The organism is Pleomorphomonas sp. PLEO (assembly GCF_041320595.1).
In the GTDB taxonomy this organism is placed as follows: domain Bacteria; phylum Pseudomonadota; class Alphaproteobacteria; order Rhizobiales; family Pleomorphomonadaceae; genus Pleomorphomonas.
This window is the reverse complement of sequence record NZ_CP166625.1, coordinates 1,858,911-1,882,500: the sequence shown is the minus strand read 5'-3', so window position 1 is coordinate 1,882,500 and position 23,590 is coordinate 1,858,911. Positions and strand designations below refer to the sequence as shown.

Here is a 23,590-nt window from a genome sequence, read left to right as displayed (position 1 = left end):
TGAGAAATCGGCAATGGTTTCAATGAGCGGATGCGTCAGCATCTTCGCGAATTGGTATAGGATCTAATGGTCTCCGAGTTCATCATGACCATTCTGGCAGCGGGGTCGACGACCCTGCTGCTGGCGCTCGCCTCGCTGGTCGTCGCAACGGTGCTTGGCCTTCTCGCCGCCTTCGCCAAGCTGTCGCGGCACGGCGGGCTGCGCGCCGTCGCCTCGCTCTACACCTTCGTGGTGCGCGGCATTCCCGACCTCGTGGTCATGCTGCTGGTGTTCTACAGCCTGCCCGCTTTCGTCAACCAGACGTTTGACGCCCTCGGCATCGACGCCCGCGTCGAGTTCTCGCCGGAGATCGCCGGCACCGCCACGCTGGGCCTGATCTTCGGCGCCTACATGACCGAGACCTTCAAATCGGCCCTGCAGGGCATCCCCAAGGGGCAGATCGAGGCGGCCATCGCCTACGGCCTCAGCCGCCGCCGCATGTTCTGGCGCATCATCCTGCCGCAGATGATCCGCCTGTCGTTGCCGGGCTTTACCAACAACTGGCTGGTGCTGGTCAAGGGCACGGCGCTGGTGTCGCTGATCGGCCTGCAGGATGTGATGTTCCGCGCCAAGGGCGCCGCCGAGGCCACCGGCAAGCCCTTCACCTTCTATCTGGTCGCCGCCGGCTTCTACCTGTTCCTGACGCTGGCCTCGCTGGTCGCCCTGGGGCTGGTCGCCCGCCGCTACGAAATCGGCCACCGGGAGCTGACGCTGTGAACTGGGATGTCATCGCCGAAAATCTCGGGCTCTACGCCCAGGGCGCCCGCCTCACCGTCACGCTGACGGTGGCCTCGCTCGTCCTCTCCTTCGTGCTGGCGCTGCCGCTCGCCTTCGCCCGCAACAGCCGCCGCCCCTGGCTGCGCTACGGAGTGCTCGGCTACACGCTGATCTTTCGCGGCACGCCGCTGTTGGTGCAGCTGTTCCTGATCTATTTCGGCCTCGCCCAGTTCGAGCTGGTGCGAGCCAGCATTTTCTGGCCGTGGCTGTCGAGCCCCATGGTCTGCGTGCTCGCCGCCTTCGTGCTCAACTCCGCAGCCTACACCACCGAGATCTTCGCCGGCGGCCTGCGCCATATCCCGAGCGGCGAGATCGAGGCCGCCCGCGCCTACGGCATGTCCGACTGGGTGGCCGCCCGGCGAATTCTCATTCCAGCCATGCTCACCCGCTCGCTGCCGCTCTACAGCAACGAGATGATCATGATGCTGCACGCCACTTCGCTCGCCAGCACCGTCACGCTGTTGGAAACCACCGGCGTCGCGCGCAACATCACGCTCACCAGCTACATCCAGTTCGAGCCCTACGTGACGGCTGCCGGCATCTACCTCGTGCTGACCGGCGCCCTGGTCTCCGCCTTCCAGCTGGCGCAGCGCCGCTGGGGCAAGCACCTCACGACACGCATGGGCTGACCGCCCTTCATTTCCCGTTCCGCGGAGACTTATCTTGGACAGCAAGCCGAACCTCGGCGCCCTCTATGGCGCCGACAGCGAGACCACCAGCTTCCTCAACCTTTCCACCTGCGCCGACCTCGACGCCCTGACCGCCCCCATCGCCATCCTCGGCGCGCCGGCCGCCACGCCCTACGCCTCGGTCGGTGCCTATTGCCGCAACGCGCCCGATGCGCTGCGCCAAGCGACCGGCGTGCTCACCGCCAACGTCGACCGCCACGATTTCGACCACGGCGGCCCGGTGTTCCCGACGCCGGCCGTCCGCCCCGTCGATTGCGGCAACCTCTCCTTCAGCGAGACCGACAGCGCCGCCAACCGCGCCGCCATCCGCGACGCCGTCGGCCGCATCCTCGGCCGTGGCGCCGTGCCGGTGCTGCTGGGCGGCGACGATTCCGTGCCCATTCCGATGATCGAGGCGGTGGGCGACCACGCCGCCGGCCGCCGCTTCACCGTGCTGCAGATCGACGCCCACATCGACTGGCGCGACACCCACATGGGCGAGCGCATGGGCCTGTCATCGACCATGCGCCGGGCATCGGAAATGCCGCACATCGAGCGCATCATCCAGGTCGGCGCCCGTGGCATCGGCTCGGCCTCCACCGGCGATTACGAAGACGCGCTCGCCTGGGGCGTCCGCTTCGTCACCGCCGACGAGTTGCGCAAGCGCGGCGTCGAGGCGGTCATCGACCTGATCCCCGAGGGCAGCGACATCATCGTCTGCATCGACGCCGACGCCCTCGATCCCGCCCTGATCCCCGGCGTCATCGGTCGCGCCCCCGGCGGCCTCAGCTATTATCAGGCCGTCGACCTGATCAAGGGCGCCGCCTCGCGCGGCCGCGTCGCCGCCATGGACTTCGTCGAATTCATGCCCGAACGCGACGTCGACGGCATCGGCGCCTTCACCTTCGCCCGCCTCATCACCACCGCGCTGGGCGTGCTGGCTAGGCAGGCGGGGTGAAGTCGTTCCCTGAAAAACTTGGAACCTACATGCGGGGTGCGATATTCGCCGAATCTATTCAGCGAAATACGTTTTGACGAACTCGCGCCCCTTCGCGGTAATACGAAATCCACCTTTGGTGTCTTCCGCATAGCCCTGAAAAATGAAGTTGGTTTTGGCCGTTTTGTGCGACTTCAGGTTTCTGACGATCTGCGAGAACTTGTTGTCGTTACGACCTGTGAGGGCTTCTTGTGAGCCATCCGGTACGTGGATGTAATTCGGCAGTTCGGCGATGAGGTCGCTCGTGGAAATCACGCCATCCGTTCGCAACGCCATGACCAGCAACGCAAATTTCCAGAGATCTTTGCGCAGATCGATCGGACGATGGTCCTCGACCGGATCGGCTTCGACCGCAAGCGCAATCTCAACCTGGGAGGGCGCGGGGCTTGGTGCCGGTTCAAGAGGAAGCGGCTGAAGGGGACGGTCGGACTTAATCCGCTTTTCCGCATTCTTTATGTTATCGGCGACGGCGAGGTCCTCAGGCGCAATCCCGCTGATTTTCAACATAGCGTCGCGGACCTGCCGGCCGACAGCGTAATGCGTCGCATAGGCGGCATTCAGTCCTAGGATCTTATCTTTGCGAAGCTTTTCTTCCGTCTGTGTGACGCGGAAAAAGTTCGCGGCAAGCTCCGTACTGCCCATGCGGTCGAGAATGTCAGCGCTGGCTGGCAACCCTTTGTAACGCCGAATCTCCGGAACCGTTTTTCCATAGAGCCCTTGATAGCCCTTACTATGGAAAATCGCGAATTCCTGCGATGTAACCACACCGGCATCCTTCGCAGCGCTTGAAAGCTTGATGTTGTGTTCTTTTATTTGATTGCGCAGGAATACACGCTTTTCATCCTCGGAGGCGGGAACCGCGGCGGCCGCTTGATCGGAAAGCTCCTGACGGCGGGTCTGGATTGCAAAGTAGGTCTGTCCGAAGGCCACTGGCTTTTTTCGTGCGTCACCGTTCTGCGTGATCAGATAGCAGGCATAACGAGTTAGCCGCATATCATCGATTTCACGTACGGCGCCGCTACCTAATTCGACCATTTCGGTGACGTCACCGAAATGGTCTTCCGGTAGCTGGCCGGCATTCGCACAGGCGATTTTCGCCTTCTCGATGATATTGAGAAAATTCCTGTAATCCGAATATTCGAGCAAGCGCGAGAGCGTACGGGCGCTCCAAAACTCGAAGCCATCGTCGTCGAATTGTGAAGCATTCTCAAACTCGGCAATTAGCCGTTCGATCTCACCATCTTTCATGGACGCGTTGGAGAGAATGGCCACTTCTTGCGGGTCTGTCTGCGTTAGGCGTTGTAGCGCCTCGTCAGAAGGCATGCTGGACAGTTTGTCACTTCGTTTGTCTATCATGCGATCAATTCCTTGTAGGCCACACCGCCTTCAACACAGCAACCAGTTCGCTCAGCCCTGCGGGCGCTCACCCTGATTATCGCGCCCACGATCTAAATGTACACTGTTTGTTCTAAATACCACCAAAGGATGCATATCGCTAGACTTGGGGGAGACGTTTTCGACAGGCACCATCACGTCAGAGTGCGAAGGATCTCGGCAGCCTTTGGCAGTCGGGCAAGACTTGCTGTTATCCGTTCGCGCCAGCGCGGGCCGCGCGAAAGCGCATCTTCATAAGCTTCACGCAAGTCGTCGGGTCGGTCTTCAGCGAGTATTTCGATCAGAAACGCCGCCTGGCCACGATCCTTGCGGGACTTGGCGTGATCGGGGCCGCCCTGGCGACGGTCGGCAACGATCAGTTTGTGGATCGCGAAGCGCTCGGGGCGCGGAATCTGCACCAGCACACCTGATCGATAGAGTGCGATCGCGGGAATGGGTTCGGCGATCAGAAAGTTCAGATAGTTGAGAGCCTGCGCACTGACTCCCAGCGCGGGCAGAGGCTTGACCCTCTCATCACCAAAAGCCGGCGTCAGAAACTCGACCATCGCCGTGCCGCTGCTCTGCCGCCATTTCCAGACCTGCCGATCCGATATCCCGGGCACCGGATCGAACTTCAGCGCCCGCAAGATGTCTCCGGGGTTCTCTTCGACCTCGTCACCCAGGGCGACCGAAAGCCGTTCGAAGCTTGCAAAATCGATGTCGCCCGTTTGTGCCAACTCTTCGGAACCGAAGCGCACGCCCAAATCACCCTGAAGGAGGGCATAGGCGGCCGTTCCAATCAGCGTACCGCCCAAGCGGAAGACCCCAGAACGGGCAAAAGCCATCAGCAGGGAGCCGGTATCGCGGTCTGTGCCGATGAACCCCTCGGCGCGCAACACGCGGGCGAGCCGGGCCATTGTGCTGCGACGTTCCTCGCCCGCTACCTTCAGCTCGACGGCGCGGTTCAGGCGTGCGCGCAGCTCAGGCGTCCCCTCACCGAGATAGCGGCTCTTCATCTCCGAGCCGATGCGGAACTTGTCGTAAAGGTAGACTCGCCCGTTGCGCATCCGCTCCTCGATGCTGCCGATCAACTCGGAGGCGGACTCGTCGAGATGAAGACGCAGCAGATCCTGATAGGCAACCTGGGCGGCACGGGAATGGGAGATGAGGGCCATCGGATAATCTCGGTGTGTGCATCAAATATAAATAAGCTGCACGCAAGGGCAAGTGTGCAGCAAAAACATTTGTGATGCACTCAACGCCACGACAACAGCGACGCCCGCGACAAGCGCCAACCGCCGCCCCGAGGCGGATGAACACCCCCTCTCAATGCCGCGCCGTCAGATGCACCCCCGCCAGCGTGCAGCGCACCGATCCTCCCGCCCGCTCGATGGTGGGGATGTCGAGCGGTAGCAGCGTGGCGCTTTCTTCGATGGCGGCGATCTGCTCGGCGTCGAGGGCATCGCGCGCCGTGGTCGACAGCGCCAGGAGCCGCCGCTCCCGGCCTTGCAGTTCCAGCGCGTTGCCGGCGAAGCGGGCGATCTGGTCGTTGCGAAGGCCGATCACCCGCCGGCCCGACTGCTCCAGCCGGCCGACGATCTCCCGCCGCCGCGCCGGCTCGGTCATCATGTCGAGCCCGATCAGTGCGAAGTCGCTGGCGACGCACATCAACACGTTGGTGTGGTAGATCGGCATGCCATCGCCATCGCGCGCTTCGAACACCATCGGTTCGAAGTTGAACTGGGTGCAGAAGCGCTCCAGCGCGATCGGGTCGGTGCGGTCGGAGCGCACGGCGTAGGCCACGCGGTCGATATGGTCGAGCACCATGGCGCCGGTGCCTTCGAGGAACAGGCCATCCGGCTCCAGGCCGGAATAGTCGATCACCTCCTGCACGCGATAGCGGCTCTTCAGCATCTCGATGACGTCGGCGCGCCGCTCGCGGCGGCGGCTCGGCGCCTTCATCGGATAAATGGCCACGTGGCCGCCGGCATGGGTGGAAAACCAGTTGTTGGGGAACACCGAATCCGGCGTCTCGGTGCCGGTGTCCTCGAACAGGTGCACGGTGACGCCCGCCGCCGTCAGCTGCTCAGCCGCGCGGCTGATCTCGGCATGGGCCAGCGGCGCCAGCCCGTCGTCGTCGCCCGCCACCTGAAAGCGGTTGTCGGCGGCGGTCTCGGTGTTGACGGTGAAGTGGCGCGGCCGCACCATCACCACGGCGGCCGGCGCCTGCGGCGAAAGCCTCATCAATCGGGCCATGGTCATCGCGCCCTCTCGACCATGCCGAACAGATCGCGCGGGTCGTCGGGGTCGGCGATCATGTCGAGGTCGAGGTAGAGCTCGGTGCCGACGATCGCCTGCCGAACATAGCGCAGCGCCGAAAAGTCCTCGATGGCAAAGCCGACGCTGTCGAACAGGGTGATCTGCTCGGCCCGCTGCCGGCCGGCCGCCGCGCCAGAGATCACCTGCCACAGCTCGGTCACCGGGTGGTCGGCCGGCAGTTGCTGGATCTCGCCCTCGACGCGGGTCTGCGGCGGATATTCCACGAAGATATCCGAACGCAGGAGGATGTCGCGGTGTAGCTCGGTCTTGCCGGGGCAGTCGCCGCCGATGGCGTTGATGTGTACGCCCGACCCCACCATGTTGTCGGTCAATATGGTCGAGTAGCGCTTGTCGGCGGTGCAGGTGGTGATGATCTCGGCGCCCTCCACCGCCTCGCTGCCCGAGGCGCAGGCGATCACCTCCAGCCCGCGTCCCGTCAGGTTGCGGACCGCCTTGGCGGTGGCCGACGGATCGATGTCGTAAAGGCGCACCCGCGCGATGCCGAGCACCGCCTTCATCGCCAACACCTGGAATTCGCACTGGGCACCGTTGCCGATCACCGCCAGCGTACGGGCGTTGCGCGGCGCCAGATGCCGGGCGGCCATCGCCGACGTCGCGGCGGTGCGCAGCGCGGTCAGCAGCGTCATCTCCGAGACGAGCAGCGGATAGCCGGTCGGCACGTGGGCGAGCAGGCCCAGGGCGGCCACCGTCTGCAAGCCCCGGCTCTGGTTGCGCGGGTGGCCGTTGACGTATTTGAAGCCGTAGACCTCGCCGTCCGAGGTCGGCATCAGCTCGATCACCCCGTCCGCCGAATGCGAGGCCAGGCGAGGCGTCTTGTCGAACGACGGCCAGCGCCGGAAATCCGCCTCGATGGCATCGGCCAGCTCGGCCAGCATCCGCTCGACGCCGATCCGGTTGACCAGCCGCAGCATGTTGTCGACGCTGACGAAGGGCACGAAGGCCTTTTCCGAGGGTAACGGCGCATTCATCGAGGGGGCTCCACGGCTGTTCGGTTGCCCCATGCTATCGCTGTCACCACGCCGATCGAAATGTCAGTTCGTTGTCATTTAGCGGGCTTCATTATACAAATCGCTCAGCCTCATTGAACGAAACGCCAGAGCTTTGCATGGAACCGATCATTGCCAAATATTTGCCCGACGAACTCGATCGCCGGCTCATCGCACTGCTCAGGGCCGACGGCCGGGCGCCGCTTGCCAAGCTGGCCGATCTGCTGAAGGTGGCGCGCGGCACGGTGCAGAACCGATTGGAGCGCTTGCTGGAAACCGGCACGCTGCTCGGCTTCACCGTGCGGGTGCGCGAGGATTACGACGACCACGCCGTGACGGCGGTGATGATGGTCGAGGTGATCGGCAAATCCACCACCCAGGTGATCCGCCAGCTGCGCGGCTTCCCCGAGATCTCCTCGCTGCACACCACCAACGGCAACTGGGATCTGGTCGCCAACATCCGCGCCGCCAGCCTGTCCGACTTCGACCGCGTGTTGCGCGAAATTCGCCTGATCGACGGCATCGCCAACAGCGAAACCAGCCTGCTGCTCAGCAGCGTGTGAGGCGGGGAGCGCTGTACCCACCGCCGCGCCGTCTCGTACCGGGATCCTGCACCTCGCGCAGGACGGCGAAATGATGTAATCAAAACAGCCGGATAGCTGCCGGCCCTGACTCTTTTTCCCATCAGGCTTTTATCCTAAACCTTCACGCGGAATGACGAAATTACATTGATGGCACAAAGGGATAGGTTCCAGACCTGACTCAATTTCCCATCAGGGCGCCATTCCGCGCAAAGGCGATATCCCGTCACCCTGGCGCTTCAGCGCCAAGGGGAGCCGGATATGAACCTCGGCACCTTCTCGTCCGGAGGTCCTCTGCCTGCGCAGAGGAGGACAGCCTAATAGGGAGGTTCGCAGGCAGCCAAGCCTTTGATCCATCACATAATACTGTCCTCCTCTGCGCAGGCAGAGGATCTCAGGCCGAACGAAGCGAGCCACCGATATCGGTCTCCATAACCAAGCCCGCCCGCATCCGCCCCCTACCGCACCGCCCGCCGGATCACCTCCGCCACGAAGGCATCGGTCAGGGGTTCGCGGGAGAACCAGCGGCGGAAGAACAGCGGGCCGATCAGCGCGGCGACCAGCGCGGCGACGTCGGTATCATCAGGCAATTCGCCCCGGCCGACGGCTCGCGAAAGGACCGCCTCGAACGGCGCCGAATAGCCTTGCTGCAGGCGGCGATACATCTCGGCCATCTCGGGATCGCGCTCGCCGGCATCGATGATGGACGGCAGCACCGAGGGCCATTTCTCCGTGCTGAGCGCATGGGCGAGATCGCCCATCAAGGCGGCGATATCGCCGGCAAGGCCGCCGCTGTCCGGCGCCGCCTGGGGGGTGCCAATCGTCGAGCAGGCGTCGCGCAGCAGGTCGGTTCGGGTCGGCCAATGCCGGTAGATGGTGGTTTTCGCCACGCCGGACCGCCGGGCGATTTCATCGACGCTGGCGCCGGAATAGCCCCGTTCGAACAAGATCTCGGCCGTCGCGGCGATGACGGCCGCCCGTGAGCGGCGGACCCTTTCGTCCGTGCTATCGGCGGCTTGCTCGTCTCTTGGTGGCTTTTTCACCATGGTCCCCGCGCTCTCGACTTATTCGCTACGATACCGTATCGTAGTGCAAATGCCCACAGGCCTTATGACCCAGGGAGATCATCATGAAGTTCGCCTCCACCCGTCTGATCGCCGCCGATATCAAGGCCATGGTGTCCTTCTATGAGATGGTGACCGGCCTCGCCGCCGACTGGCTGGCGCCGGTTTTCGCCGAGATCGTCACGCCGGCCGGCACGCTGGCCATCGGCGCCGCTGAGACGGTCGGCCTGTGGCAGGAGGGCGCCGCCGAACCGGGCCACAATCGCACCGCCATTTTGGAGTTCCAGGTGGCCGACGTCGATGCCGACTACGCCCGCCTGAAAGACAAGGTGGCGCTGGTTCACGACTTGAAGATCATGCCCTGGGGCAACAAGACCTTCCAGTTCCGCGATCCCGAGGGCACGGCGGTGTCGCTCTATATGCCCGCGACCGAGGCCGCGAGACAGCGTTTCGGGTCGCGCTAAACGCGCTCGCCTTCCGCCACCGCCTTCGCCCTCGCCTCCATCTCGGCCATCGCCCTCAGCGCCCGCCGCCGCAGGGGATCGTCGACATCCGGGCTGGCATCGATATCGATGAACAGCTTGCCGTTGAGATGGTCGTTTTCGTGCTGGATGACGCGGGCCGCCAGCCCCTCGAAGGTCTCCTCGTGCGCCCCGCCGTCCATATCGCGGTAGCGCACCGTCACCTTGGGATGGCGCAGCACTTTGGCCGATCGCCAGCCGGGAACGCTGAGGCAGCCTTCCTCGCCAAGCACATCGGCGGCACCGTGAAACTCCACCTCCGGATTGACGAACACCGTCGAGGGCAGAATGTTGCTGGCCGCGCCGATGAACAGCCGCCAGGCGATGCCCACCTGCGGCGCCGCGATGCCGACGCCGCCCGCGTCGATCATGCACATCCACATTTCCTCGACGAGGCGGTGCAGCGTCTCCGATCCGAACATCTCCTCGGGCACCGGCTTGGCCACCATGCGCAGGATCGACTCCTCGATCTGCAACGTCGTCCGGCTGCCAGTGACGATCGATACCCGCGCCTCCCCGAAAGGAAAGTTCTCATCAAACCTGCCCATGGTCGTCATCCCTAGAACATCGCGTCATTCCCGCCCATTCTGACCGAGAAAACCATCGGACACCACAGGGGAAACCGACTACCTTAAGGCGAGTGGTAGATATCCCACACCGGGAACGCGGGGAGCCTGATACGACCAGCGATCATCGACCGTATCGATGGAATCACTCTCCTGGACGGCACGTACATCAATTTTTCTGGCGTTCACAGATGTTTTGGCAACATAACAATGGCACTCTGACTGAGTCTATCATCGGTCAATTCTTCCCAGTCCAGATCGAACTGACCAGGTTTATCCCACAAATGATTAAATCTATAACGGATTCCTTGCTTCATTGCCTTGAAAATAGGGTGATCAAACGAGGCCCTTCTTGGGCGAATATTTGGATTTACGCGATTTATTTCTTTCCTGGAAAAGAATGCCAGCATGTCTGCTACCTGTATAGCTCTGCAACTTCTTTTGTCGACAAACGTCAGTGAGCTGTGTGGTGGTAGGATGCCGGTTGGGTCAGCAATTTTTGAAAATAGCCGCTCTATGTTTCCGTTGCTTTTGTGCCCCGTTTCAATGAAAAACGATATGCCTTCGCTAATAGGATCTCCCCCATCAGGTGCCCTATACGCGATTGACCCAACTGTTGCCGAAAAGGCGAGGCCCAGAGCAGATAGGTTTTGGTACTCTAATCTACCAGAATCTTTTTCTCGTCTAAACCATTTCTTGTCTACGCAGGAAGAAACCCCCTGAATTACGCATCTACTCAATATAGTAAAAACAGCTTCGGTAAACTCTATTTTTCGGTTGGCACTCCAATTTTTGAAGCTACCTTTCCCATCAATAATGTCTTTTCCTCTCAAAACCTCGACATGAAAAGAAGAAAATACGGATGCGACCTCCTGCTCAAAGTGCAACCATTCTTCGAGCTTAGCGTAGTAGCCGCCAATACAAATGTTGCTGCCGAGATCAGTATCACTATCATCCAAATAACAGACAAACACTAATCGCCCCCCCCGCAGCTATTGCTCCCACATGCAAGCGCACATATTGAACACACCAACAGAGAGCATAGTCATCTAGCACCTGCCGATGGGCGATAAAACGGGAATAGAGGAATTCATTCCAAGGTATCATGCGACATCCAGGCATTGGTTCTTGCGCCCAGACGCATTGAAGGCACACGGACCTAAGATGGAGAGCGTTTTTTAAGCCCCCTCGACTACAGGAGCGCAACCACACCCGCTTTGTTGAGGCCCATGTACTGGTTATAGAGATGCGTGCCATCCTTCAGCATACAGGCTTGGATATCGCCATTGCCATCGACGGAAATGTCGTTGCGCCAGTGCAGCTCAGTCGAGTGTGTCGCAGAAATTCTAGCCTTGTCTGAAAGACCGCACCGCCCGTATCAGCATGTTAGGGCCAAGGGCAGCATCCCTTGGTGACGCCCGGCGAGTCATTGTATAGCTCGGTGATGCACATCGACGATCTCCCCATCACCGAGCCCCTCATCCGCGACCTGATCGCCAATGAGACGCCGCAATGGGCTCACCTGCCCCTGCACCACGTCAATTCCACCGGCACCGACAACGCCCTGTTCCGCATCGGCGACGGGCTCGTCCTGCGGGTTCCACGCCGCCCCTCCGCCGCCGTGGCGCTGGAGAAGGAACTCGATTGGCTGCCCCGCCTTTCCGGCCTGCCGCTTGCCATCCCCACCCTGCGCCATCGCGGCCGTGTGAACCTCGGCATCGACTGCCCGTTCGGCATCTTCGACTGGATGGACGGCGACATCGCCAGCCCGGAGAACCTGAGCGATCCCACCACCGCCGCCGTTGCCCTGGCCGAATTCCTGAAAGCCCTGCGCGCCAAACCCACCGAGGGCGTACCCGCCGCCGGTCCTCAGAACAGCCAGCGCGGCGTCGCCCTTGAGGAAATGTCGGTCGCCACGCTGATATCCATCGACGCCGTCGCCGATGAAATCGACGCCCCGGCCGCCGTGGCGCTTTGGACGTCGGCCGTTTCCGAAAAGCACGCCGGGCCGCCGGTCTGGCTGCATGGCGACCTCAAGGCCGACAATCTGATCGCCAGCCATGGCAAGCTATCCGGCGTCATCGACTGGGGCCTGTCGGCGGTCGGCGACCCGGCGGCCGACTACGCCTCGGCATGGTCATGGGTCGATCCCACGGCGCGCGAGCCGTTTCGGCAAACCCTCAATTTGAGCGACGGCGACTGGCTGCGCGGCAAGGCCTGGGCGCTCTACGGCGCGGTGATCGCGCTGAGCTACTATCGCGGCGGCAAGAACGAGCCGCTGTGTCAGCAATGCCGGCTCACCCTGACAAGGCTCGGCCTGCTGCGCTGACCAGCGGCGCGAACGTCCCCAGGTGAATTTCCGCGTCCACGCCCGCGAGGGCCTGAGCCGAAATTCGCTGGGGTGCGGCAGCTGGCGACGGCTTCGAGAACCGGAGCGCAGCGGACTTCCTGTCCGTGAGCACGGCAAGCGCAGAAGACTAAGCTAGATGCCCGCCCCAGGTGAATTTCCGGTCAGGCCCGCCACCATCGCTTCGCTGCGCTCCCACAGCTGCCACGCCACCGTCCCATCGTCCTTGAAGGCCACGCCCATCGGCTTGCTTTTTGAATAGACCTCACCCGTTTGCCAATCTTTCCCCGGCGTGCCCTCGATCAGCTTCACCAGCCGGCGGGCGCTGGTCTCCGGGCTGATGGTGGCGAGAAAGCGCAGCGGCGAGTGATAGAACCAGCGCATGAAGAAGGTGGTGTCCTCGGCGAAATTCGACCGCACGAAGCCGGGATGGAAGGCCACGGACGAAATGCCGTCGGCGCGGTGCCGCCGGTCGAGCTCGCGGGTGAACAGGATGTTTTCGAGCTTGCTGCGGCCATAGGCCGCCGTCGGCGAATAGCCGCGCTCGTTGTTGAGATCGGTGACGTCGAAATTGCGGCCCCAGACGTTGGCCGCCATGCTCGAGGTCTGGATCACCTTGGCGCGGCTCGAAATCAGCTTGTCCATCAAGAGTTTGGTCAACAGGAAGCCGGCGAGATGGTTCACCTGGAAGGTCGCCTCAAAGCCATCCTCGGTGATCGCGCGCGGCCCCATGATGACGCCGGCATTGTTGGCCAGCACATCGATCCGCTCATAGGCGGAAAGCTCCTCGGCCAGCCGCCTGACGTCGCTGAGCTTGGCGTAATCGGCGAGGTAGAACGGCGCCTTCAGCTCCTTGACCAGCGCTTCCGTCTTGGCCTTGGAGCGGCCGACCAGCACCACGTGATGCCCTCCGGCATTGAGCTGGCGGGCGGCGGCGGCGCCGATGCCATCGCTGGCCCCGGTGATGACGATGGTCTGCATGACGTGTCCTCCCTGCTGCCGCCAGTCTACGCCCTCACGGCACCGCCGTATCGGCCGGTGATCCAGGGGAACAGCGTTTGATACGTTTTGCCCGAGCGGTTGGATCACCATGGGGTGTTTCCCCTAGCCCTTCGCTCATGCTAGGCATTTTCATCAGTGATGGCGGGGGCTTTCATGCGGGCGCGGCATAAAACGGGGATCAGGTTCGCTCTGGCGGCGGTCGTCGCCTACCTGTTCTTCGTCGGCACGCTGCTGCATGTCGCCGCGAGCTATGCCGTCGACACGCCCTTCGGCACCATCATCTGCTCGGCCGATATGGGCGGCACGGGCCAAGGCGCGCCCGACGCCGGCCACGCCGACAAGACCGATTGCGCGCTCTGCGCCCAGCACCACGCCGCCGCCCTGCTTCCCGCCCACGAGGGCCGGCCGCCGCTGCCCGTCTTCCACGCGCTCGAGGCGCCCCTGCGCCCGGCCGACAGGTCGGCGCCGGCCATCGCGCTCGCCGCATGGCCGGCCAAGCCGAGGGCGCCGCCAAGGGACATGGTTCAAGCCTAGCCGGGCGATATCCGGGCGCATCCGCCGCCCGGCGCTCGGCCGCCTTTCCCGATCCATTTCCTTTTCATGCCGGAGCGGCTTGCTCCGGCCATACCGGATTCAGCCGCAATGACCGACCTCGCACAGGACTTTTCCAGTCCGGCCGCCGGCCGCAGCCCGTCGAGCCGCTTTTATTCCACCGTCTGGCGCTGGCACTTCTACGCCGGCCTCTATGTCGCGCCCTTCCTGATCATGCTGGCCGTCACCGGCCTGATCATGCTGTGGTCGGCCACCCTCACCGGCCGCAACGGCGAGAACACCGCCATATCCCAGGGGACCACCACCGTCTCCGTCGGCGCGCAGGCGATCGCGGCGGCCACCGCCGTGCCGGGCGGCACCGTCTCGACCTACATCGCGCCAAACGCGCCCAACCACGTGGCCGGCTTCCGGGTCGATCAGGGCGACAATTCCTGGATCGTGTTGATCGATCCCTACACCGGCGCCGTCGTCCACAAGGTCCAGCGCAACGGCGGCCTCTACGACATCGCCAACAAGATCCACGGCACGCTCTTGATCGGCACGCTGGGCGACCGGCTGATCGAGATCGCCGCCAGCCTGGGCATGGTGCTGATCGTCACCGGCGTCTATCTGTGGTGGCCGCGCGGCAGCCGCACCGCCGCCGCCGCGCTGAAGCTCGACCTCCGGGGCCGCCGCCGGCCGCTGTGGAAAAGCCTGCACCAGACCATCGGCGCCTATGCCACCCTTATCCTGGCGCTGTTCCTGGTGTCGGGCCTGTCCTGGGCCGGCATCTGGGGCGAGCGCTACGTGCAGGCCTGGAGCACCTTCCCGGCCGGCAAGTTCGACAACGTGCCGCTGTCGGATACCACCCACGCCGCGATGAACCACGGCGGCGAGAAGGAAGTGCCCTGGGCGCTCGAGGAAACGCCGATGCCGATGTCCGGCTCGGACGCCGGCACCATGGCCATGCCGATGGGCGAGGCCATCACCCTCGACAGCGTGGTCGCCACCGCCCGCTCGCTCGGCTTCGAAGGTCGCATGCAGGCGAACCTGCCGGCCGGCGACAGCGGCGTCTGGACCATCTCGCGCGACACCATGAGCAAGGATTCCCACGACGTCACCAACGATCGCACCGTGCATATCGACCGCTACACCGGCAAGATCCTCGCCGATATCCGCTTTGCCGATTACTCGCTGGCCGGCAAGGCGATGGCCGTCGGCATTCCCCTGCACGAAGGCGATTTCGGCTGGGCCAACGTCGCCTTCAACACGGCCTTCTGCCTGACGGTGATCTTCATCGCCGTCTCCGGCGTGGTCATGTGGTGGCAGCGCCGTCCCTCAGGCGCCGCCCGGCTCGCCGCGCCGCCGCTGCCGGCCGAGGTGCCCTTCTCCAAGGGCGCGGCGCTGGTGATTCTGGCGGTCTCCTTCGCCTTCCCGCTGGCCGGCCTGACCCTGCTCGCCGTGCTGGCCGCCGACTTCCTTGTGCTGTCGCGCGTGCCCTTCCTGAAGCGCGTGCTGAGCTGAATGAGATGGGGGCCGGTCATCCCGGCCCCTATCGCTGGAGCGATTCAGCATCGGTCGAAACCGATTTTCGCGCCTAAATTGCGCTGAATCAAAGAAAACTGGTCTTGCGCGGGAAGTACCAGAGCCGTCCCAGCAAAAGTGGGAACCGGTTTTGCGTCCGGAACTGCGCCTTGAAAAAGAGATAGAGCTTTTTGAGTGAACCCTAATTCACCGGAGAAGCTCTAGACATAGCAACCCACCAAAGGCTTAAACTTGGGAGTGTGCAATTTCCAAAAACACTCAGCTCATTTCTTGCTTTTGTCGTCGTAACAACCGCCGCTGACGTTGACTATGTTAGTCTGTCCGGACTCACCTGGGAAATCCTTGAACAAAGCATTGACCAGGCAGCGTACGGAGGGATCGAAGTGCGAAGACGGACCGCCGTTGAGGGCGGTGCCGTCGTAAATACGCGTCTTCGTTGCCTTCCCGTCAATCCAGACCCTCAGCTTTTTGGTGTAGAGCCAATGGTGATAGTTGGCGGTGCCGGGCCTGCCGAAGCTTTGGCTACTGTCGAGACCGTAGTCAAACTGGACGTCTACCGCCGGCTTGTCGGACTTCGACCAGCCTTTCTCGATCAGCTTTTGCGCGATCAGATCTGCGTAGGCGTTGGCCTCAAGGTTCCCAGCGACGGAGAGCGCCGGCCGAATGCTGAAGGTTTCCGGTTTTGTGACGTTATGGAACACCGTAACCTTATGCGTGACGGTGAGGCATCCGGTCAAAGCCAGGCACATGACGACAGGAACCAACGCGCGCAGACTCAACAGCATTTGCACCCCCTAGTATATTTTTTACATCTTCAGGATGGTGTGCCTTGTGTCAATGCGCGGAACTAGTGACACTTCCGCTGCCGTCTTGAATTCACATGCCAAGTTTCCAGGCAGGAATGCCCCCTGCGGCGGACGACACGCAACAAATCGCCCACCTCAGGAAATCAGCCTATCCGCTCCAGAAAAGTTTGGACTAGGCCGCTCTTGTCTCTTCAAGGACCCCCGCTTCTGCGGTGCCGATGGCACGGCCAGCAACACGCCCTCAGTTGAGCCATATAAAGGGGCCGGCCAGCCCTGCCCCTTCATCTCAGGCAGGATGGAGCGAGCAGTTGATATCGGGCGCCAAGCACCTCGGGAGCCGGATACATCCCAAGCCACCTTCTCATCCCGAGGTCCTCTGCCTGCGCAGAGGATGACAGGTAATTTATATATATGAAACAAGACATTAGCTGATTATGAGCCTTCACATCAAGCTGTCCTCCTCTGCGCAGGCAGAGGACCTCAGGCCGAATGGAACGATCGGTCGATATCTTGCTCATCACGCCAAAACCGCCTCACCATGTCCTCGCTCTTCTCCCACAGCGCCCGCGCCACCGTTCCATCATCCTTGAAGGCCACCGGCAGCGGCTTGCGCTTGTCGTAGACCGCGCCGGGCTGCCAATCCTTGCCGGGCGTTCCCTCGATGAGCGCCACAAGGCGCCGGGCACTCGCCCCCGAACTGATGGTGAACAAGTACTTGAGCGGCGAGTGATAGAAGAAGCGCATGAAGTGGTTGGTTTGCGAGGCGAAGTTCGAGCGCACCACGCCGGGATGGAAGGCCACCGCCGAGAGGCCGCTGTCGCGGTACCGTCGGTCGAGCTCGCGGGTGAACAGGATATTCTCCAGCTTGCCCCGGCCGTAGGCCTTGGTCGGCGTGTAATCGCGCTCGTTGCCAAGATCGGAGAGGTCGAAATCCTTGCCCCAGAGGTTGGCGGCCATGCTCGTCGTCTGGATCACCTTGGCACGGCTCGCCACCAGCTTGTCGATCAACAGCCGGGTCAGCAGGAAGCCGGCGAGGTGGTTCACCTGGAACGTCTTCTCAAAGCCGTCCGGCGTGATCTCCCGCGCGCCCATGATGCCGCCGGCATTGTTGGCCAGCACGTCGATCCGCTGGTAGGTGCCAAGCTCGTCGGCCAACTGCTTCACCTCGCTGAGACGGGCGTAATTGGCGACATGAAACGGCGCCCCGAGCTCGCGCGCCAGCGCCTCGGTCTTGCTCTTCGAACGGCCAACCAGCACCACGGAATGCCCACGCGCCTTGAGCAGCCTGGCCGCGGCGGCGCCAATGCCGTCGCTGGCCCCGGTAATGACAATGGTCTGCATGATCACCCTCCCTGCTCCCACGCCATCATAGGCCCGGCAGGGGCGTCTGTAATGACAGAGCCGCACCACAAGCGCGTTATGTGGGTGGAACAGGCAGAGCGCTTGCCCAGGGATCACAATCTGAAATAAGCTCAGCGAGACGAATACACCGTCCGGAATGGCAGATGATCGACCGGTCAGCGCGCGCCCAGCTATCCAAAAATCTCAGGCTGCTGATTTCGGGAAAGATCAGCAACGACCAATTCGAGGATACCGTCCCGACAACCGAAGACGCCGCGATCCAAGCAATCACCGAAATGGCAGGATTGCTCTACGGCGATATGAGTGAGCATCGGCTGGTCGGTCTTCACAGCATTGAGCCCAGTGACCGCCGGGAGGCACTGCGCTGGATCCTGTTTCTGGATAGCGACTTCGAATACCGCTGGCCCCAGATCCCGCTGCCTGGTCTCACACCCATGCGACGCACACGATCGACTTTTGCCAGGTGGCTGAGCAAAGTCGGGGCTCTCTCCCCGAAGCAAGCAGGCCGGTTTCTCGCATCGGGCGACCACCTCGCCTGGCCGTTCATTTCCCGAGCCGAGTACAAGCATGCACTGAGGCATCCCAAACGGCTGGCAGGGCTGAGATCGTAACTGCCCGAACGGCCGTGACAGGCTGAAGTGCCTGATAATCCGCTCTATGCAAAGTCCCCTCCCCGTCACCGCCTCATTGTGCGCCGCGTTGCACTTCGCTATTAAGAAGCACAGGCATGCAATTTTAAGGAGAGGAAGGGCCGCCAAGCGAGCACCCGCTGCTTGCCATGTCCCAGCCTTTTCTTTCGGGAAGCCAGCATGGATGAAAGCCTTCGACCGGCCTTTTCAGCCGAGGACATTCTCGCCCATCCCCGCTTTGCCGAGGCGCGCGCCGCCTACATGCGGGAAATTCTCGGCATGCACGAGAACAGGACGTCGCTTAATCGCGTGCTGATGGACGAGGGGCGGGCCTACGTCTTCTTCACCGTCATCACCATGCATGCCGGCTACCTACCGGAGGACCGGGCGAGCTGGCCGACGGTGCTGCGCCTCAAGGAACAGATCGAGGAAAACGGCATTTCAAGCGGACGCCGCGTCCACGACATCGTGCAGCGTCTGGCGGAAACCGGCTACATCAACCTGTTTACCGCCCCGACCGACCGGCGCGTGACGCTCTTGGAGCCAACGGAGAAAATGCTGGCCCACGACCAGCAGGCGCTCTTGGCCTACTACCGTCCGCTTGATGTGATGTTCCCCGACCCCGGCTACCCCGAGCCGATGCGGCGCGATCCGATCTTTCAGCGCATCGCGCGGCGGATCGGCTTCGGCTTCATCAAATACTCGCAAGCGTTCATCATGGCCAACCCGACCATCGCGCATTTCCTGCCCCGCGAGGCCGGCTTCATGATCCTGACCAAGCTGATGCAACTCAGCCTTGAACAGGGCGTGGACGCGCCGCTGGACATCTCGCTGACCGAGCTCGGCGACAGCTTCGGCGTCTCACGCAGCCACGTGCGCAAGCTGCTCAGCGCGGCCGAGGCGCAGGGGCTCGCCCGCCTTGAAAAGGGCCGCGCCACGCTGACCGACGCCGCCCGTTCCGGCTTCGACCGGTTCATCGCCGACACCAGCGTCGGCAACGACCTGGTCTATCGGCTGGCCATGCAGCAGCTCAGAACATCCGTCGCAGCCTGAGAGCCCGAGCCGAAATTCGCTGGTATCAGGCAGCTGGCGACCAATTCGGCAACCGGAGCGCGCGGCCTATATCGCACTCCAAGCACATCGGGAGCCTGATACATCCCAAGCCACCCTCTCGTCCCGAGATCTTCTTTCTCGCGCAGAGGGTGACAATCTATGCAATTGTTTTTATTATATAAATTACCCGTCATCCTCTGCGCAGGCAGAGGACCTCAGGCAGGATGAGACGATCGGCCGATATCGCGCTCCCCGTCCGAAGTGCTCCCAAGGTCTGAGCCGAAATTCGCTGGTGCCGAGGCAGGTGGCGACGGCTTCGAGAACTGGAGCAAGCGGCCGATGTCGCGCTCCAAGCACCTCGGGAGCCTGATACATCCCAAGCCACCTTCTCGTCCCGAGGTCCTCTGCCTGCGCAGAGGATGACAGGTAAATTATATATACGAAACAGTATGGTAGCCGCTTGCGAGCCTTCCCAGCAAGCTGTCATCAACTCTGTTGGGCATTGAGGTCTCTCAGTCTTGCATTGAGGATGACGATGATCTTGCGCATGAGGGCTCCGATGGCGACGATTGGCTTCTTTCCGTTTTGAACAAGGCGTTGATAGACCTCACGTAATGGTCCCTTTGCGTGGCTTGCGGCCAGGGCTGCCATGAAGAGGAGACGACGCACCTCAGAGCGTCCACCGCGCATCGTCCTGTGTCCCTTGAACAGACCGCTGTCATTGGCGTGTGGGGCCACGCCGGCCAGCGAGGCCGCCTGCCTTCGCTGCAGGCTGCCCAGCTCTGGCATGTGGGCGAGAAGAGCGATCGCGGTCAGCGACCCGACACCGGGCAAGCTCTGCATTTCCCGGAAGGCAGCCTTGAGCTGCGGGGTTCTGTCGATCAGCGCCTTCGTCTCCGCCTCAATGGCTTTGATCTGGCGGACGATGGCCCGCAGGATGGCGTCACAGGACGCCTTGATCACCTTGCTGGCCGGCGCTCTTGCCCGGTTCTGCTCGGCCACCTTGAGGGCAACCAGGTCCTCGCGCCGGGCAACCAGATCGGTCAAGATCTTCTGGTCGGCCTCTTTCGGCAGGAAGAGGGAAAGCCGATCCCAGCGATCCTGCCCGTAGCGGGCCAGCGCTTCGGCATCGAGAGCGTCCGTCTTGGCCAGGGTGCCGAAGGAGCGGATAAAAGCCTTTACCTTCAAGGCATCCACCCGGTGGCAGGCAATGCCTGCGGCCATCAGTTCGGCCACAAGGACATGCTCATGGCCACCGGTCGGCTCGCAGACCGCAAGGTCTATCCGCTCAAGACTCTTCAGAAAGCGGCGGATGGCGGCGGCGGTATTGTCGATGACGCAAGGCTTCGGACAGGCAGACGAGGAAAGGGCTTGGAAGACCGTCAGCGTGTCCTGGGAGACATCGAAGCCCAGAACGATCTCGGGAGCCTTCTGCAAAAAGGTCATGATGTGCTATCCTTCCCAAGTTAGGCCACCATGAGCTTCGGATTGTTCTCGGGCGTGGGTCTGATCGGCAAGGGTCAGCCCCCAGAGACCCCATCAACTCTCCAAGCGAATGATGGAAGATGGCAGGGAGCCTTGATGACAACGGGTGAAAACCCGATCCTCCGCACGGTCGCCTGCCACCGGCCTCTCCGGGGTCGTCAAACCAACCGGCCGGAGAGGCCGCCTTCATCTTAAGACAACGCAGACGAACAATCCTCTGCGCAGGCAGAGGACCTCAGGCAGAACGGAGCACCCCGCCGATATAGCGCTCCCCGTACGAAGGGCGCCCAAGGCCTGAGCCGAAATTCGCTGGGGCGAGGCAGATGGCGACGAATGCGGCTACCGGAGCGCGGCGCTCCGATGTCGCCCTCCAAGCACATCGGGAGCCTGATACATCCCAAGCCACCTTCTCGTCCCGAGGTCCTCTGCCTGCGCAGAGGATGACAATCTATGCATTTGTTTTTATTATATAAATTACCTGTCATCCTCTGCGCAGGCAGAGGACCTCAGGCAGAACGGAGCACCCCGCCGATATAGCGCTCCCCGTACGAAGGGCGCCCAAGGCCTGAGCCGAAATTCGCTGGGGCGAGGCAGATGGCGACGAGTGCGAGAACCGGAGCGGAGCGGACTTAAGGGTCCGTGAGCACCGGAAGCGCAGCACTCTAAGCCAGATGCCCGCCCCAGTAGAATTTAGGTCAGGCCGCTCGGACGGTTGCTAGAAACTGCTCCACCTCTCGCCGCAGCCGCGCCGACTGCTGGCTGAGTTCGGAGGCCGAGGCCAGCACCTGGGTGGAGGCGGCCGAACTCTCCGATGCCGCCCTGGTCACGCCGACGATGTTGGACGACACCTCGGAGGTGCCGGCCGAGGCCTGCTGCACGTTGCGGGCGATCTCGTTGGTGGACAGGCCCTGCTCCTCCACCGCCTCGGCGATGGCCGTGGCGATGTCGTTCATCTGGCGGATGGTGCCGGTGATGGTGCCGATCGCCGCCGCCGATTCCTGGGTCGAGCCCTGGATCTCCTCGATCTGCCGGGCGATCTCGCTCGTCGCCTTGGCGGTCTGGTCGGCGAGGTTCTTCACTTCGGCCGCCACCACGGCAAAGCCCTTGCCGGCATCGCCCGCCCGCGCCGCCTCGATGGTGGCGTTGAGCGCCAACAGGTTGGTCTGGCCGGCGATGTTGGTGATCAGGCCGATGATGTCGCCGATCTTCTGCGCCGCTTCCGACAGGCGCCCCATCTTGGCACCGATGGCGTCGGCTTCCTTCGCCGCCTCACCGGAGATCTGCGCCGAATGCTGCACCCGCTGGCCGATCTCGCCCACCGACGCCGCCAGCTCCTCGGCGGCCGAGGCCACCGTCTGCACGTTGGACGACGCCTGCTCGGCGGCGGCGGCCACCGCCGTCGACTGGTGCGTGGTTTCCTCCGCCGTCGCCGACATGGTCTGCGCCGCGCCCTGCAGCTGGTGCGAGGCGCTGGAAACGGCACCGATCACGCCCCCCACCGCCGCCTCGAAATTGTCGGCCATCTCGGTCATCGCCCGCCGCCGATGCTCTTCGGCGCTGGCTTTCTCGGCGGCCATCCGCCGCTCGAGCTCACCATTGTGGATCAGCTTGTCCTTGAAAAAGCCCACCGCCTTGGACATGGCGCCGATCTCGTCGCCACGGCCCGCGCCGGGAATGACCACCGAAAGGTCGTTGTCGGCCAGGCTGGACATCGCCTGGGTCATCTGGTTGAGCGGGCTGACGACATGCGTCCGTACCACCGCGAGGCTGAAGGCGGACAGCGCCAGGGCCAGCACCAGCATCGCCGTGTAGCTCATGAACAGCTGGTTCTGCGTGCCCGTCATCTCCTCAGCGCGCGACAGCGCCACGTCGATCACCGCGCTGGCCACGGCCGCCACCTTGCCGAGCGCGGCGGTCACCTGCGGCTTGAACGTCTCGAAGGTCATCGAGCTCTTGTCGCCGGCCGACAGTTCATTGATCGCCTTGAGATAGGCGTCGTTGAAGGCGCCGGTGAAATAGGCCTCGTCCGCCGCCTGCACGGCCGTGTCGAAAGTCGGCCCGAGGTTCTGGCTCTTGGCCAGTTCCTTCATGCTGGCCCAGTTGATTTCCGATTGCGCCCGCCCGGCAACGATGGCGCGCACGCCGTCGTCAGTCAGCTGCTTGCCGGACGACAGCGCCCCCTGCATCGTGATGGCCGGCGTGCCGGACACCGACCGCGCCGTCCAGGCCATCTGCTTGGTCAGCAGCAGTTCGCCGCTTCCGGCATCGAGCCGGCGAATCTCGGCGTCGAGCTGTTTGGAGGCGGTTTCGAACACCGTCAGAATGCCGGCCGACGTCGGCATGAAGCTTTTGACGAATTCGGCGTCCCGCTGCTCCGGCGCCTTGGTGAAATTGCCGTCGGCGGTGGCGCGCAGGCCCTTCAGCGTGTCGTAAGCCGAGGCAATGGCGCCGGCGCTGGTCTGCCAGGCCGGGAACGCGGCGAGGTTCTCGCCGGTGATGTCCGCCATGTTGGCGTCAACGATCTTGCGATAGCCGGCAATGCCGTCGATCAGCGCGGCCGTCTTGTCGGGGGGCATGGTCAGGCTGGAGCCGGTGTCGCCGCGCTCGTAGCGCAGGGATTGCAGCACGTTGAACACATGCTCATCCATCGTCGTCAGCGCGGTAACGGTCTTGGCCGTCTGCAACGATGAGTAGCTGCCCAGCATCAGCTTGGCACTGAGGCCGGTCACCGCCACGCACATCAGAACGGTGAAAAACCCCAGCACAGTCCCCAGACTGAATCGGCTCAGAATCCGGCCCATCTTGCCCTCCATATTTCACTTAACAGGGTAAGGGACAAATATTGAACAGTTCATTAAGGTAAAAGCGGAGGTAATCGCAGACCTATTCCGTTTTCCTAATTGCCGAACGCGAAAAT

Annotated in this window: 22 protein-coding genes; 10 read left to right on the top strand and 12 right to left on the bottom strand. The window is 62.7% G+C overall.

Going from position 1 to position 23,590, the window contains the following annotated elements; translation table 11 throughout:
* The first annotated feature begins 84 nt into the window (after positions 1 to 84).
* From AB6N07_RS08545 to AB6N07_RS08535, 3 genes are read left to right on the top strand one after another with little or no spacing between them, the layout of a single operon-like run.
* Positions 85 to 756, top strand: coding sequence for an ABC transporter permease (locus tag AB6N07_RS08545; protein ID WP_370677380.1), 672 nt, complete (start codon positions 85 to 87; stop codon positions 754 to 756).
* The gene (locus tag AB6N07_RS08540) at positions 753 to 1,445 is read left to right on the top strand and encodes an ABC transporter permease (protein WP_370677379.1); all 693 of its coding nucleotides are present in this window, start codon (positions 753 to 755) and stop codon (positions 1,443 to 1,445) included. The genes AB6N07_RS08545 and AB6N07_RS08540 overlap by 4 nt, the downstream gene beginning before the upstream one ends.
* Positions 1,446 to 1,479: 34 nt before the next feature.
* Entirely contained in the window at positions 1,480 to 2,442 is a 963-nt protein-coding gene (locus AB6N07_RS08535; protein WP_370677378.1) for an arginase family protein, read from the top strand.
* Positions 2,443 to 2,496: 54 nt separating this feature from the next.
* On the opposite strand, the gene dinD is transcribed toward AB6N07_RS08535, so the two are convergent.
* The 4 genes from dinD to AB6N07_RS08515 all read right to left on the bottom strand — a co-directional run bounded on the left by dinD (position 2,497) and on the right by AB6N07_RS08515 (position 7,163).
* Positions 2,497 to 3,837: a DNA damage-inducible protein D gene (gene dinD, locus AB6N07_RS08530; protein WP_370677377.1), complete on the bottom strand. Its 1,341-nt coding sequence runs from the start codon at positions 3,835 to 3,837 to the stop codon at positions 2,497 to 2,499.
* A 173-nt stretch (positions 3,838 to 4,010) separates the two neighbouring features.
* Positions 4,011 to 5,030: a GSU2403 family nucleotidyltransferase fold protein gene (locus AB6N07_RS08525; RefSeq protein WP_370677376.1), complete on the bottom strand. Its 1,020-nt coding sequence runs from the start codon at positions 5,028 to 5,030 to the stop codon at positions 4,011 to 4,013.
* A 151-nt stretch (positions 5,031 to 5,181) separates the two neighbouring features.
* Positions 5,182 to 6,111, bottom strand: a complete 930-nt coding sequence (gene ctlX / locus AB6N07_RS08520; RefSeq protein ID WP_370678208.1) for a citrulline utilization hydrolase CtlX — start codon at positions 6,109 to 6,111, stop codon at positions 5,182 to 5,184.
* A gap of 2 nt (positions 6,112 to 6,113) precedes the next feature.
* Positions 6,114 to 7,163, bottom strand: coding sequence for an ornithine cyclodeaminase (locus tag AB6N07_RS08515; protein WP_370677375.1), 1,050 nt, complete (start codon positions 7,161 to 7,163; stop codon positions 6,114 to 6,116).
* A gap of 137 nt (positions 7,164 to 7,300) precedes the next feature.
* Between AB6N07_RS08515 and AB6N07_RS08510 the strand changes: the two genes are divergently transcribed.
* Positions 7,301 to 7,744 (top strand): Lrp/AsnC family transcriptional regulator, encoded by a 444-nt coding sequence (locus tag AB6N07_RS08510; RefSeq protein WP_370677374.1) that lies wholly within the window; start codon positions 7,301 to 7,303, stop codon positions 7,742 to 7,744.
* 476 nt (positions 7,745 to 8,220) lie between these two features.
* Here AB6N07_RS08510 and AB6N07_RS08505 read toward each other — a convergent pair whose 3' ends face one another.
* Complete coding sequence (locus AB6N07_RS08505) at positions 8,221 to 8,805, bottom strand: TetR/AcrR family transcriptional regulator (RefSeq protein ID WP_370677373.1); 585 nt, start codon at positions 8,803 to 8,805, stop codon at positions 8,221 to 8,223.
* 86 nt (positions 8,806 to 8,891) lie between these two features.
* Here AB6N07_RS08505 and AB6N07_RS08500 point away from each other — a divergent pair, with 86 nt between their 5' ends.
* Positions 8,892 to 9,290, top strand: coding sequence for a VOC family protein (locus AB6N07_RS08500; protein WP_370677372.1), 399 nt, complete (start codon positions 8,892 to 8,894; stop codon positions 9,288 to 9,290).
* Here AB6N07_RS08500 and def read toward each other — a convergent pair.
* Both def and AB6N07_RS08490 read right to left on the bottom strand, forming a co-directional pair.
* Positions 9,287 to 9,895: a peptide deformylase gene (gene def, locus AB6N07_RS08495; protein ID WP_370677371.1), complete on the bottom strand. Its 609-nt coding sequence runs from the start codon at positions 9,893 to 9,895 to the stop codon at positions 9,287 to 9,289. The genes AB6N07_RS08500 and def overlap by 4 nt on opposite strands.
* A 203-nt stretch (positions 9,896 to 10,098) precedes the next feature.
* Positions 10,099 to 10,887: a DUF3800 domain-containing protein gene (locus AB6N07_RS08490; RefSeq protein ID WP_370677370.1), complete on the bottom strand. Its 789-nt coding sequence runs from the start codon at positions 10,885 to 10,887 to the stop codon at positions 10,099 to 10,101.
* Between the two features lie 437 nt (positions 10,888 to 11,324).
* On the opposite strand from AB6N07_RS08490, the gene AB6N07_RS08485 reads away from it, so the two are divergent.
* Positions 11,325 to 12,242 carry an aminoglycoside phosphotransferase family protein gene (locus AB6N07_RS08485; protein ID WP_370678207.1) on the top strand — a complete coding sequence of 306 codons (918 nt, stop codon included), beginning with the start codon at positions 11,325 to 11,327 and terminating at the stop codon, positions 12,240 to 12,242.
* 153 nt (positions 12,243 to 12,395) lie between these two features.
* Here the strand turns inward: AB6N07_RS08485 and AB6N07_RS08480 are convergent, their stop codons facing one another.
* Complete coding sequence (locus tag AB6N07_RS08480; protein WP_370677369.1) at positions 12,396 to 13,241, bottom strand: SDR family NAD(P)-dependent oxidoreductase; 846 nt, start codon at positions 13,239 to 13,241, stop codon at positions 12,396 to 12,398.
* 174 nt (positions 13,242 to 13,415) lie between these two features.
* Between AB6N07_RS08480 and AB6N07_RS08475 the strand changes: the two genes are divergently transcribed.
* On the top strand, positions 13,416 to 13,796 hold the full coding sequence (locus tag AB6N07_RS08475; protein ID WP_370677368.1) for a DUF2946 family protein: 381 nt from the start codon (positions 13,416 to 13,418) through the stop codon (positions 13,794 to 13,796).
* 108 nt (positions 13,797 to 13,904) lie between these two features.
* Positions 13,905 to 15,317, top strand: a complete 1,413-nt coding sequence (locus tag AB6N07_RS08470) for a PepSY-associated TM helix domain-containing protein (protein ID WP_370677367.1) — start codon at positions 13,905 to 13,907, stop codon at positions 15,315 to 15,317.
* A gap of 284 nt (positions 15,318 to 15,601) precedes the next feature.
* Here AB6N07_RS08470 and AB6N07_RS08465 read toward each other — a convergent pair whose 3' ends face one another.
* Both AB6N07_RS08465 and AB6N07_RS08460 read right to left on the bottom strand, forming a co-directional pair.
* Positions 15,602 to 16,123 (bottom strand): DUF4136 domain-containing protein, encoded by a 522-nt coding sequence (locus tag AB6N07_RS08465; protein ID WP_370677366.1) that lies wholly within the window; start codon positions 16,121 to 16,123, stop codon positions 15,602 to 15,604.
* A 501-nt stretch (positions 16,124 to 16,624) separates the two neighbouring features.
* Positions 16,625 to 17,485 (bottom strand): SDR family NAD(P)-dependent oxidoreductase, encoded by an 861-nt coding sequence (locus AB6N07_RS08460; RefSeq protein ID WP_370677365.1) that lies wholly within the window; start codon positions 17,483 to 17,485, stop codon positions 16,625 to 16,627.
* 164 nt (positions 17,486 to 17,649) lie between these two features.
* On the opposite strand from AB6N07_RS08460, the gene AB6N07_RS08455 reads away from it, so the two are divergent.
* Positions 17,650 to 18,117 (top strand): hypothetical protein, encoded by a 468-nt coding sequence (locus tag AB6N07_RS08455; RefSeq protein WP_370677364.1) that lies wholly within the window; start codon positions 17,650 to 17,652, stop codon positions 18,115 to 18,117.
* A 198-nt stretch (positions 18,118 to 18,315) separates the two neighbouring features.
* A complete protein-coding gene (locus AB6N07_RS08450) occupies positions 18,316 to 19,188 on the top strand; it encodes a hypothetical protein (RefSeq protein ID WP_370677363.1) in 873 nt (290 codons plus the stop codon).
* A gap of 486 nt (positions 19,189 to 19,674) precedes the next feature.
* Here AB6N07_RS08450 and AB6N07_RS08445 read toward each other — a convergent pair whose 3' ends face one another.
* A complete protein-coding gene (locus tag AB6N07_RS08445; RefSeq protein ID WP_370676023.1) occupies positions 19,675 to 20,634 on the bottom strand; it encodes an IS110 family transposase in 960 nt (319 codons plus the stop codon).
* A 734-nt stretch (positions 20,635 to 21,368) separates the two neighbouring features.
* Positions 21,369 to 23,474, bottom strand: a complete 2,106-nt coding sequence (locus AB6N07_RS08440) for a methyl-accepting chemotaxis protein (protein ID WP_370677362.1) — start codon at positions 23,472 to 23,474, stop codon at positions 21,369 to 21,371.
* Positions 23,475 to 23,590: the final 116 nt, after the last annotated feature.